Source organism: Flavobacterium suaedae (assembly GCF_014642915.1).
Lineage (GTDB): Bacteria > Bacteroidota > Bacteroidia > Flavobacteriales > Flavobacteriaceae > Flavobacterium > Flavobacterium suaedae.
On record NZ_BMJE01000002.1, the window covers coordinates 208785 to 222680 of the forward strand.

At 34.3% G+C, this 13896-nt stretch carries 7 protein-coding genes; all 7 read left to right on the forward strand.

Annotated elements, in window-relative coordinates; genetic code table 11:
• The first annotated feature begins 96 nt into the window (after positions 1–96).
• The 7 genes from IEW45_RS03915 (at position 97) to IEW45_RS03945 (ending at position 13896) form a co-directional block, all read left to right on the forward strand.
• Positions 97–804 carry a peroxiredoxin-like family protein gene (locus IEW45_RS03915; RefSeq protein ID WP_188619927.1) on the forward strand — a complete coding sequence of 236 codons (708 nt, stop codon included), beginning with the start codon at positions 97–99 and terminating at the stop codon, positions 802–804.
• 14 nt (positions 805–818) lie between these two features.
• The gene (locus IEW45_RS03920) at positions 819–1526 is read left to right on the forward strand and encodes a flavodoxin family protein (protein WP_188619928.1); all 708 of its coding nucleotides are present in this window, start codon (positions 819–821) and stop codon (positions 1524–1526) included.
• Positions 1527–1754: 228 nt separating this feature from the next.
• On the forward strand, positions 1755–2900 hold the full coding sequence (locus IEW45_RS03925; RefSeq protein WP_188619929.1) for a site-specific integrase: 1146 nt from the start codon (positions 1755–1757) through the stop codon (positions 2898–2900).
• Positions 2901–3495: 595 nt separating this feature from the next.
• The gene (locus tag IEW45_RS03930) at positions 3496–7146 is read left to right on the forward strand and encodes an RHS repeat domain-containing protein (protein WP_188619930.1); all 3651 of its coding nucleotides are present in this window, start codon (positions 3496–3498) and stop codon (positions 7144–7146) included.
• A gap of 28 nt (positions 7147–7174) precedes the next feature.
• Positions 7175–12112 carry a DUF6443 domain-containing protein gene (locus IEW45_RS03935; protein ID WP_229665886.1) on the forward strand — a complete coding sequence of 1646 codons (4938 nt, stop codon included), beginning with the start codon at positions 7175–7177 and terminating at the stop codon, positions 12110–12112.
• Between the two features lie 6 nt (positions 12113–12118).
• Complete coding sequence (locus IEW45_RS03940) at positions 12119–12829, forward strand: hypothetical protein (RefSeq protein ID WP_188619931.1); 711 nt, start codon at positions 12119–12121, stop codon at positions 12827–12829.
• A 173-nt stretch (positions 12830–13002) separates the two neighbouring features.
• Entirely contained in the window at positions 13003–13896 is an 894-nt protein-coding gene (locus tag IEW45_RS03945; protein WP_229665887.1) for an RHS repeat domain-containing protein, read from the forward strand.

Here is a 13896-nt window from a genome sequence, read left to right on the forward strand (position 1 = left end):
TATATTAAATAAAATGTATAGTACTGATTTATAGTGTATGCTTTTCTAAATTTGATTATTAAACTAATGTTTTATTAACCAATACTATAATAACCAATGAAAAAAGTAATAGTGCTTTTAGCAATCTCAGCTTTAGTTTTAAGCTGTAAAGAAGAAAAAAATGACACAGACCAAATTCCTGAAGCAGAAGCGGAAGAAACAACGATTGGTGTGCAAAGAGAAACAGTAGATTATGATGCCTTTGGTATAAAAAAGCCTAATTTACCTAAAGGTTTAAACAAAGGAAATAAAGCACCTGATGTAATGCTGACAATGCAGGATGGAACAAGAATGAGCTTAGAAGGTTTATATAGCGAACAGCCTGTTGTATTATTTTTTTACAGAGGATATTGGTGTCCTGTTTGTATAAAACATCTTTCGGAGTTTGCTAAAGAAGCAAAAAAAATAGAGGATAAGGGAGTTAAACTGGTAGCAGTAACACCGGAAACGTATGATAATGTAGGCAAGACAAAAGAAAAAACAGGAGCCAATTTTACTATAGTTTCGGACGGTGATGGTAGTGTAATGCAAGCGTTTGACGTAGATTTTGATGTTACCCAAAACTACCAAGGTATGATTCAGGATAAATTAGATGCTTCTATAGCAGAATCAAATGCTACGGGAGAAGCTGTATTACCTGTGCCGGCTACCTTTATTATAAATACTAAAGGAGAAATAGTTTATACACAATTTAATCCTGATTATAAAGACAGGGCTTCTATCCAGGAGATAATAGATAATTTACCTGAAACAAAAGAAAAGTAGAAAACAAAATTGCTATGAAAAATGATTTTAAGGGACTAAAAGCATTTTATATCAATTGTACGCTAAAGAAATCTCCTGAGTTAAGCCATACGCAAGGACTTATGGAGGTTTCTATGGATATAATGAAGAAAGAAGGTGTTACAGTAGAGTTAATACGGTTTGTAGATCATGATGTTGCATCAGGTGTTTATCCTGATATGACAGAAAAAGGTTGGGATAAAGATGAATGGCCGGAATTGTCTAAAAAAGTATTGGATGCTGATATTTTGGTGATTGGTACACCAATATGGTTGGGCGAAAAGTCATCGGAAACAAAGAAGTTGATAGAACGTTTATACAGCCTAAGTAGTGAAACTAATAGTAAAGGACAATATATATACTATGGCAGGGTAGGTGGTTGTATTATTACCGGTAATGAAGATGGTGTGAAGCATTGTGCCCGTGATATTCTTTATGCATTGCAGCATGTAGGTTATTCAATACCGCCACAAGCTGATACAGGCTGGATAGGAGAAGTAGGGCCGGGACCTAGTTATCTTGATAAAGAGTCTGGAGCTAAGGATAATGATTTTACAAACAGAAACACGACTTTTATGACCTATAATTTGCTACACTTGGCAAAAATGATGAAGGAAAATGATGGTTATCCTGCCTATGGCAATTCAAAAAAGGACTGGGATAATGGTTCCCGATGGGGTTTTGAAAATCCTGAATATAGATAAAAATAAAAAGTATTGTAAATAAAAAACCCACTCATTGAGTGGGTTTTTTGTGGTACCTCCAGCACCCACCTTTGATGATTTCAAACAGATGTTAAATGTGTTCAAATGATTTCAATTCCTTTTTATATAAAGGATTTTAGCTGTTTTTAGTAAATGATTTTTTTAAAAATAAATTCAATTAAAACTAAAAGAATCCATATTTTTACGACGTATTTTACGACGTAAAAAATGAAGCATCCCATTATTCGATTTTCTTTAGATTCCAAACCCAATAAATATGGCGAGCACCAAATTTTTGCGTTTATAAGTATTGGATATTTTGAGGTTGATTATACCAAGGAAGTAAAAAAATACAAATCGGATACTAAAGATTACAAGCCTGTAAAAATATCTACACGATGCCGCATTAAACCGGAGCATTTTGGTAAATATGTAGTAAAAGGAAATCGTAAGGTTTTGGTCTATGACGAAAAAATATTCAATCAATATGCCAGAACTAACCGTTTTTTAAAAACACGCTTACAGAAGATAACAAATGCGGTTAGTGATGTAGCCAATCAATTCTATGCCGAAGAAATTAACCCAACTGATAAACAGTTTAAAGATGCTTTAGAGATAAAATTAGATAGAAGAGAAAAAGAGGTAATTAAGGAAAGACCAGTTTTAGAGTTTCTCTATGACAAAATTAAAAGTGACCGTAAGGATTTAGAAATGAAAAAGAAAGGGGCTTTGACTGAAAATCACATTAAGACTTATGTTTCATTATCCCGAATGTTCGAGAATTACCAAATTGCTACTAAATCTATTGTTAAGTTTTCTGATTTCAATGACAAAGCCTTTTACTGGGATTTCTTTAGGGTTGTAGATGCTATTTATCGGGATGAAATCCAAGTTGATAATCCTAATCAACCAAAGAAGCAACGAAAAAGCCCTACGGGTTACGGGGTAAAGTCTTTAAACAAATATATTAAACTATTACATAGAGTATTGTCCTTAGGAAAGAAATCAGGAGAGAACGTAACGCTTGATTTAAATGATGAAGGACTTTCTCTGGAAAATCCTCCTGCTGAAAAAGAAATATATTTGAATGAAGAAGAAATTAAATTGGCGATTGAGAATAGAACAAATAACGTAGAGTTCAAAATCGCAAGACAATATTTAATAATGGCTTCTTTTATGGGGCTTCGAATAGATGATATGGAACAACTACATGAGCTTTCACCTAAATACTATAAAGGAAAAAGAAGTAGTTTTTATGGTATACAAATCTCAATAGGGAAAACAAAATCTGAAGTGATGATTCCTTTACTAAAACCAGTTAGAGGCATTCTAAAAGAAAATATCAGTTTCCAGTACTTAAGGAAAGAGTTGTAAACGTATCTATTAAGAAGTTTGCAAAATTTTTGAGGATTGATACTCTAGAGAGAAAGACGAAAATAAGCTTTAGCCAAGGGAAGATAATTTCGGAGGGTCTTCCAAAATATGAACTTTTAACTACGCATGATTGTAGACGTTAGTTCATCACAAATCTTTTGAAGAGTGGAGTGAATGGAGAAAGAATAAAATATATTACACATCCCAAAAAAGCAGATAGTAAGGATATGATAGCCTTATATAACAAAGCAAATCTAATTAATAAAGCAGAAGTTTTTTTGGAAGAATTAAGGTTCACTTCTAGTAAAATTTATCATTATTGATTTTTACCTTCTTGAGGTTGTAACGGGTTTAAATCCCATCTTCGCTACCAGTAAAATAGAGGCTTTTATAGAAATTTAAGAACTTTTTTGTTTCTTCCTAAAACAATACTAAAACAGTATACAGTATTAAGAGGTAAAATTTGATACAAAATCAATTTGTCAAATTAATAAAATCTATTCATACCACAATTATTCATACAATATTAGCATTATTTACTTGTTAAATATTTCATAAAAAAATTATATTTGCCCAATCATTAAAAATCCAACCAATGAAACAATCATTTTTATTCTTATTGTTTTTATGCTCAATTATGGCTTTTGGACAACCCAGTAACCATCAAGAGCCCTCATTACCGGAGGTTATTCCGCCGTCACCAACAGTAGCGAGTCTAATGACATTTGAAGAAGTTCCAGTTGATTATTATACAGGACAGCCTGACATATCCATTCCAATTTATTCCAAAAAACTAAATGGAGACATGAGCTTACCAATAGCTCTAAAGTATAATACACAAGGTGTAAAAGTTACCTCAAGATCAGGATGGACAGGTACAGGATGGTCGTTAGAGGCAGGAGGGAGTATTTCCCGAACTGTAAGAGGTACTGCTGATGAAGCGAATAGAAATAATAGCATCTTGACAGGAGTTTATAACTTACCAAACGATGAATTTTTCTCATACGACCAACTGCTTGTTGATGATCAAATTAGCTACTCTTGGTATGCAAACGGAACAAACTCTCATAAATACGATTCAGAATTAGATTTATATCAGTTTAGTATACTAGGAGCAACAGGTAGGTTTGTCCTTGTCAAAGGGGCATATGAATTAGAGGCAAAATTACTGACAAAGGATCAAAAAGTAAAAATAGCTATTACTCACAATAAGACCGATGTTAATGGTGCATATTATAAAGTAACAGAAATAACAGGTTTTGTTATCACAGACGCTAATGGCTATAAATACTATTTTGGAGAAAGTGGTGCTATCGAAACTACTACATCAACTCCTTATTCCAGTTTTGTACCTCAGGTCGGGGCAGGTGGAGGACTTAACCCTGATAGTGGTATGCGAACTACAGTTCATACCTCAGCCTGGCATTTATACAAAATAACAACCAATAACGGAGAAGAGTTGGTGTCATTTAACTATACCACAGTTAATGAATCTTATAAAGAGCTGGAAAACCGTACAGAATACATTCTTGATAATAATATTAGAGATACTTATTTATCTGGAGGTTTTGAATTTGAAGGAGGAAGTAATCCTAATATAGTTTTTAATAATGGCATGTTGTATCCAAAGTCAACCACCAGTGGAGCAAATACTACTGTAGCGACTAAGAAACTCTCTCAGATAGTATTTAGAGATGATACTAAAATCACTTTTAATACCTCAGGCACACACCCTGAATATATAGACTCCGAAGATAATAGAACTGGAACTATTTTAAATGGTTTAAGTCTTTACAGTGCTTCAAATACTTTATGGAAAACTTTTGCCTTTGCTTATACGGAAAATAATCGCTTATGGCTTGATAAGGTAACAGAATCAACAGTAGGTTCGCAGGGAGGTATTACTGAACATAGCCTAGATTACAAGCTAGAATATAATTCTAAAAATTTACCTGAGTTTGGACATGGAGATAGTTGGGGTTATAAATATGTGAATCCAAACAATAGCTTCCTATATTTAGAAAATCATTTAGATGGTGTGCTAAAAAGAATTGTATATCCTACAGGGGGAGTAAAAGATTTTGAATTTGAGCCTCATACTTATTCTTATGAAGGGGATCAGTTACTGCCAGAGGAAGAAACAGATAAGAATCCAATGAATCATATCAATCAATCTCAATCCCCATACTTTTATATACAGCCAAGTACAGCTCCAACTAATTTTACTTCTTCTTTTTATATTCAATATACTCAGAATATAAATTTTAATTTTAATATCATTGATCAGTCATATACTCAAAACCCATCTTCGAATATTGATGGTCCTGACGATGAATTTGATGATGAAGCCGAAATGGAATGGCATTATGGTAGTTGGTTTTTTGAATTGGAAATACAAAGGTATAATTCAAATACAAATCAATGGGAATACAATAGTGCAACTCCAATAGACCAAGGAAATCAAAGCGTTAATTTGGCGGAAGGTACTTATAGGGTAAGAATTAGATTTCAGATTAATAAAACAACTACAGATAGTAACATATTTTTAAAAACTTATGTGAATTTTTCTTATCAGAATTTAAAAACTGGAAATCAATACAATCAATTTCTTGTAGGAGGAGGTTTGAGAATTAAAGAAATTAATTTTAGAGAAAATGAAACTACAACAGAGTCTGAGAAAAAACTAATGTATTTTTACAATACCCCTTATGATGTTGAAAGTACAGAAAATTTAATAGGTAATATTACAATGTTACCTGAATTAGAGCCTACGGGTGGAGTTGTATCTTTACCTAATCCTTCAGATCCACATCTCATATCATCAGGTGCTGTAGATGGGAGATCCGGAAGCTATTCTTGCGAATATTTTCTCCCAGATCAAGTATTTCTAAAAAATTTGCCCAGTGGCGGAGGAAATGGACAATGTAGTTTAGTAAATGTAAATTATGATATTGTTACCACACAACAAAATAAACAATTAACTAAGGGAGGATTTGTAAGTTATAAACATGTAAGAGTTCGCGAAACAGGAAAAGGGTATAGTTATTATAACTATAAAACACCACAGGATGAACCATTAACATGGAGTAAATGTATATATCCTTTTAAAGATTTTCCTAATATCGATTATAAAAGAGGATGGCTGCTTACAAAAAAAGTATTTAACGAGCAAAACCAATTGCTGGTTGAGGAAACCAATACCTACGAACTTAGAGAAGAAGAAATTGCAATAACACGCCCTTTAAGTTCTATAGCTTGTGCATGGATTAAGTGCTATACTAACGTTGACCAGTATTTAGAAGGAACCAACCCTGATATTGATTTAGCATGTCTTTCAAATTCAATTCCCCCATATAATTGTGGAAGTACGACACCTTATTTTGTAGGCGATCAAACTCTTATGGCTGGCTCCGCGCCATTAAAATCTAAAATAAAGAAAGAATACTTTATTGATGAAGAAGAGGTTGTAATGACACAAACGGAAACAAGCTATGAATATAACCCTGTAAATTATCAAATAAGCAATCAATCTGTAACAATAGAAGAAGGAGGTGCAACAGATGTTTATAAAACAGAATATCAATATCCTGTTGGAGGATATACGAACTCTCTTTTTACACCTCAAGAAAACAGCACAATACTTAATATGGCAACCACCTACCATGTTATTAATAAACCGATAGTAGTAGCTACCTATAAAAATGACATACCGTTACAAAAAACAGTTAAAAAATATAAAATTGAGGCAGCGCAGCCAGTAATTAAAGAAATAGAAACACTAAAAGGAAACATAACATCTACCGGAGAAGACAGAATAGTATACCATCAATATGATGAATTAGGTAATCCGTTAGATGTATCTATGAAAGATGGAACCCACATATGTTATATATGGGGGTATAACAATACTTTCCCTGCTGTTAAATTGGAAGGTGTTCAATATTCAGATATACCAAGTTCGCTTAGGGATAATATAATAAATGCTACAGACCCTGTTAATTTTTCAGAGTCAGCTCTAATTGCAGCTCAGGACGCATTACGAACATATTATGATCAGCCCGGTTCAACAACAATGGTAACAACATTAGTATATGAACCTACAAGAGGTGTAGTAACTTCCGTTACTGACCCAAGAGGAGATGTTCTACATTATGAGTATGATAATTTAGGAAGGCTTTTAACGGTAAAAGACAAAGACAACTATCTTCTTTCCAAAAACGAATACCATTACAGAACAGAGCAGTAATCCATCCCCTATTTAAAAAACGAAAGGCATGAAAAAATTAATATATATTGTTACAGTACTGTTTCCGTTTCTGGTTCAGGCGCAGGTACAATCCCCAACACAAGATAAGAACTACGTTCTTACCTATACCTATAATAATGCTAATACTATATCTTCCTATTCATCACCTGTAGATACTACTGCAGCAAAGATTAATATAACCTATCTTGACGGGCTTGGTCGCCCTATACAACAAATCGCAGCAAGAGCATCAGGCGATGGTAAAGATATTATTACCCATATAGAATATGACGCTAACGGAAGACAGGCAAAGCAATACTTACCTTATGCTTCAGATAACTATAATTTTGAATATGACCCTTATGCTTTAACAAATACAGAGAATTTTTACAATACAACAAAGTACGAAAATACAACCAATCCATACAGCGAGACTTTCTTTGAAAGTTCCCCGTTAAACAGAACAACAAAACAATCTGCACCCGGAGAAGATTGGCGAGGAAACATAGATACCGACAATGACGTTGATAATGACGGAGATCATACTGTAAAATTTAAATACGGACTTAATAAACATGGTGAAGTACGACGCTTTGGAGTAGCTTTTGGACAGACAAATGGACAGGAGGATACAGAAAAAACAACATTAATTTATAATAATTATTACTCCGCGAACCAGTTATACAAAACTATAACTAAAGATGAAAACTGGACACCCGACGATGGCAATAATAAAACCACAGAAGAATTTAAGGACAAATTAGGACGTTTAATTTTAAAACGAACTTACAATGAAGATCTTCCTCATGACACATATTATGTATATGATAGATTCTCTAATCTTACCTATGTAATACCGCCTCTTGCATCAGATGCTATTGTAGAAAGCACTGTGAATCAAGATAGACCTCAAGTTAATTCTTCATGGGTGAGGCTTGCTATGGTTGATATGCAATTAGCTGAAGATTATGAAAGGTATTTATTAGATTATGATAATAGTGAAATACTTAACTTAGATTTAATGGATAAGTATGGAGGCCAGGGAGGTTTTTCTGTAATTCCTCAACAAGATGGCACACTTACTATGACAATAAATATTGCTACATACCAAGCAATGGAATATAAAGTAGGTTCAATATTCGATTTGAAAGATTTAGGCGTATTTAAAGACACGGAATTAGGAAGAATATCCGGTACCGATTATGCATATACTTTCCTTATAAGAAACAACCAAATAACTGTAGAGGGTGGTGGTAAAGTACCTTCATTAAATACCAGTTTTAATAGTGCCCAAAAATTAGATTATTATAGAAATTATCCGTGGACAGCTTTTTGTAAAGCTGATCCAAAAGTAGCTGAAAAATACAATAGTGATATTTCTGCATTAGATAATAGTGAAATATTAACAACATATACTCCAAACGAATATGGAGCTATGGGGGGAATGTCAATAAGCGTAGATGAAAATGACTTGGTTACATTATCTATAAATCTTTCTTCCACAAACGCACTAGAGTTTAATCAAGGTAATACTGTTTTATTGCCATTAGAAAGGAGTTTACCTAATATTGATTTCGGCACATTAAGTGGGGAAGGCTATAGCTATAATCTTTCTATACTTAACAATAATATTTATATAAGCGGAGCAGGAGGAAGTTTTAAAACCCTTAACTTTTCAGGAGCTATAAACGCAACAATATCGTTTTCTATAAAACAAGAAGTTGTTGACGGTTTATGTTATATATATCATTACGATGATCGCAACCGCGTGGTAGAGAAACACATACCCGGTGCAAATTGGACTCATATTGTATATGACAAGTTAGACCGCCCTGTATTGACACAAGACGAAAACCTGAGAGTAGAAGGGAAATGGCTGTTTACCAAGTATGACCCGATAGGAAGAGTTGCCTATACAGGGTTGTATACAAGCCCGACTAGTGAAGACAGGTATGCTATTAAAACGGCAGTAGCAAGTAACACCTCGTTATTTGAAACACGTACTACTTCGTTTTTTACTAATGGAGGCACTGATATAAATTACAGCAACAAAATTTTCCCTAACAACAATATAGAGGTTCTTACAGTTGCTTATTATGACGATTATGATTTTGAAAGTTCGGGTATTACAGTACCCACTCCACCACCTTATCCTGCTTATACCACAGCAACTAAAGGATTAGCTACAGGAGGCAAGGTAAGAGTGCTTGACGGGACTTTTGCAGACGACACTGCCAATAATTGGATAGTATCCGTTTCTGCATTTGATGAAAAAGCAAGACCAAACTGGAGTCAGGTTAAAAATCACTATCTAGGAACAGATGATATTGTAAAAACAGGGTTTGATTTTACCGGTAGAGTTGGAGGTACAGTAAGAGAACATATGCGAGGAACACTTCCTGAACTTGTGGTATATGACAGTTTCCGGTATGACAATCAAGACCGATTGTTGCTCCATAAACAATCCCAAACCCCACAAAGCGGATGGAATATAGGACCTTACCAGCACATAATAGCCCAAAATGAGTATGATGAGTTGGGGAGATTAAGTCAAAAAGGAGTTGGCGGAAAAGGCGGAGGTTATAGTAATGAAAACCGACTGCAAACAGTAGATTATACCTATAACATACGCGGATGGTTAAATAAGATAAATGATCCTGATAACTCACTAACAGATGATTTATTTGCTTTTAAAATAAACTATAATAACAAAGAAGAAGCCGCTGCTACAGGACTGTATAACGGTAATATAAGCGAAACCTACTGGAGAAGTAAAACGGACAACGTAAAGAAAGGTTACTTCTACCAATATGATGCACTAAACCGTATAGAATTAGCTAAGTACAAGAGTGGACTGCCCACACCACCACTTCGTCAGCAAATAGTAGATTACAGCACCCAAAATATAGAATATGACAAAAACGGAAACATATATAAACTTAAACGTTATGGGCTTGCAAACGCATCGTTACCGGCTGTTTATGATGTTATTGATGATTTGACTTATTCTTATTTACCTAACAGTAACCAGCTAAAATACGTACACGACTCTGCAAATACCACGCTGGGCTTTACCGAACCCACTAGCAACAATAACCAGGATTATAGCTATGATACCAATGGTAACATGCTGAAAGACCTTAACAAGGGAATAGGTACTGTACCTGGAAATGAAATAAAATATAATTATTTAAACCTACCAATGGAAATAGGCTTTAGTGGCGACCAAAACGGTAGAATTAATTACGTGTATGACGCTACAGGAGCAAAATTGCAAAAAAAGGTAAACGATAATAATAATGTAACTATAACAGATTATGCGGCAGGGCTTATATACGAAAATGGAGTATTAAAGTCGTTAGCTCATCCTGAAGGTTATGCCCGAGTGCCTGCAGTTGAAAATAATGAATACAACCCCGATGATTTTGAGTACATTTACCAATACAAAGACCATTTGGGTAATGTACGATTAAGTTATACAGGAACCCCGCAGGTAGTGGTGGATGGTAATTTTAGTAGCAGTACCGAAGGGTTTACAGCAAAAGGGCTATCAGGTGCTACCTATTCAGCACAAATACAATATGGCGAATTAGTAGTAACCGCAAAAGAAGAATATGGAGGCGTAAGAAGAAACCTTGCAACCAACGCCACTGTCGGCGATGTATATGAAATAAGGCTGATAGTAGATAGAGGAACAACTGATGTAGTAAGACTATTTATGACTGAAGGAGGAGACCCCAATACACCGGAATGGCAAGAATATTTAATTCAAAATTTAGAGCCTGGTATTCAGGAAATTAGTTTTACCTATGTAGTAGCCGAAACAGGAAGCCTATCCTTAAATCTCGATAAAACACCTGATAGCTCACTACTAGGTGTAGAAACTACCTTTAAGATACTGGATGCAGAAATTGAGAAGGTAAACTTCGAAATACTGGAAGAAAACAGTTACTATGCTTTTGGAATGAAGCATGAGGGATATAATGTTGTAAATGCTACTGATCCTGCCCTGAAGTATAAGTACAATGGTAAAGAATTGCAGGATGAGATGGGGCTTGGTTGGTATGATTACCAAGCACGTAATTACGACCCTGCACTAGGCAGATGGTTTAATATTGACCCTTTGGCAGAGACATCAAGAAGATATTCGCCATATACCTATGCGTTGGATAACCCTGTGTACTTCATCGACCCTGATGGGATGATGGCAGAAGGGAGTGGTGGCTCTGACCAACTTGAATTGGACGATGTTGATGTGAATGTAGATATGGGGTATGGCAGGAAGACAAATGTAAGAAACTCTACTGCAGCAGTCAATTATTCGGGGGCTTCTATCAGCTTGAACAGCTCTGGACAGAAGAAAGCGAACAAAATGTTTGAAAATGAAGTTGGAAAACTAGCATTAGGAACAGAGGGGAGGTTTGCATATGATAGAGATATAAGTAGTATGCCTGATGGAGAAAGAGAGCAATATATTAAAGATATGAGATATGAAGTAGGAATGGCAAATGCTTTATATAATCAAGCAGGGGATCCTGATATGAGATATAGTATGTGGGTGCGTGAATTTATAGCAGGGGAATTTGTACCAGTCGTTGCATCATACGAATGGGACTATGATGTTGTGAGCATAAGTTCCCTAGCATTTATAACTAATTTGAGTCTATTTTCAACTATTATGCATGAAGGAATGCATGCGTATGATGATTGGAATAATATAGCCTATCAATGGGGATGGTACGAAAATACTTCTATGCCGAGACATATAAGAGCTTTACTTGAGCATAGAGCATATAGCATGCAAAGATTGATTGGCGGATCTAATTTTGGCTATAAACCACCAAGCAGTCAAGGTGAAACTGATAACAACTATTATAATAGATATACTGAAACTGCTAAAAGTTATTTATATTATGGGAGCGCTCATCTTAGTGATACTGAATTACTTCAAATTTTAAAAGATTAATAATATATGAAATATTTTGTCATATTTTTTAGCATTGTAATGGCTTTTTCAAGTTGTGTAACAAAAAAAGAAGGAGTAAAATTAACTGTACTTAATAATGAGTTATACTATACTAAAAGTAGTAAACCAGATGGTACTAAACAGAAAAGCACCACAAATTTAATCAAATATAAAATATCAAATCATACTAATAAAAAACTACTTTTTTTCGCAAGAGATTTGAATTTAAGTAATATAGTTGGTATAAAAACATTCATAAAGTCAGGTGACAAAAGAATAAGTGGTCACAATAAATCAATAAGTTTTCATATTTCAGATAGCTGTTATTTTCATACTTTAAATACAATGACAGATGTTTTACTGGATAAGAATTTGAAATTAAAAACCCTTGGATACAGTGTAACTGAATATATTGAGAAATACCATTCTCAAACTTTTATCATAAACCCACATGAAAGCTGGACTTTTGAAGCACTACTAACATTACCAGTAATAGTTGAGGGAAATATGTATTTAGATATTCTTCCATATGAAGTAGACTTAGACCCTTCACGGGTAAATAAACTCCTATTGGAGTATGAAGTCCCCTCATTAACTATAAAATGTTTATCGAAAAATGAACTTGAAGAACTAAGAAAAAATGGGGTCGAAGTTTATTTGGGGAAATTAATCTCAAATGAGGTTCTGCTAAAGCCAGTTGATAGTGGTTCAAATTAGTTGATGATTAATAAATGTTATTTGGTTTGTTGATTTTCAGTGAACTAAAATGAAAATAGGATTTAAGAAAGGTGTACAATTAGGTATACCTTTCTGCGATTATGAAACACGAAGGGTATAATGTTACAACCGCTACTGAACCTGCCTTGAAGTATAAGTGCAATGGTAAATAATTGCAGGATGAACTGGAACTTGGCTGGTATGACTACCAAGCAAGGAACTATGAACCTACTATAGGGCGTTGGTTTAATGTTGATCCATTGGCACAGACATCAAGAAGGTATTCGCAATATACCTATTGCCTTGATAACCCTGTGTACTTTATAGACCCTGATGGGATGATGGCAGAAGGAAGTGGTCTTGAAATGGACGATCTAGAGACAACTATTGATATAGGATATGGTAGGACAGCCAGTTCAAAAACCGCTACTTTTGGTTTGAGTGGTTTTGGTTCGAAAACTCAACTTAGTAAAAAAGGAGAAACAAAGTTAGACAGGCAATTAGATGCTGCTTTCCCTAAAGATGCTGATCATCCTGAAGGGGCTGATTCTAGAGCTCCTTTTGCAGAGTCAACAGTAAATGAAATAATCAATAAAGTCCCTATTCTAAAAGATTTAAGTAATTTGTTTGGGGATGAGTTTGGTTATAAATTAGAGTTTAGTATAAATAGCAATTTTCAGCATTCAAGTGGGGCTGATGCGATAACAGATATTAGACGTAACGGAAACGATGTTACACACGAAGAATTAATGGGAGAAAGCCCCTATATCATTTTTTATGGAGCTTCATTTAATGAAAAATATAGAGGTCTAGGACATACGATATTACATGAATTTGGGCATGTATTTAGTTTCTTATCTAAAAATTTCTATTCAAACTATTTAAGTGAAGTCAATCATTGGAATAGAGCGGTATATTTAGATGAACTTTTTGTTTACAAATTTGCTTTCAAGCATGGAGGTCATGATCCATTTTATTACCCCTCTTATGATATTTCTATGTTTAAGTACCTTAAATCAAAAAGGGAAGAATCTTTATATAGATTTTTTTCTAATAAAAAATTTTAA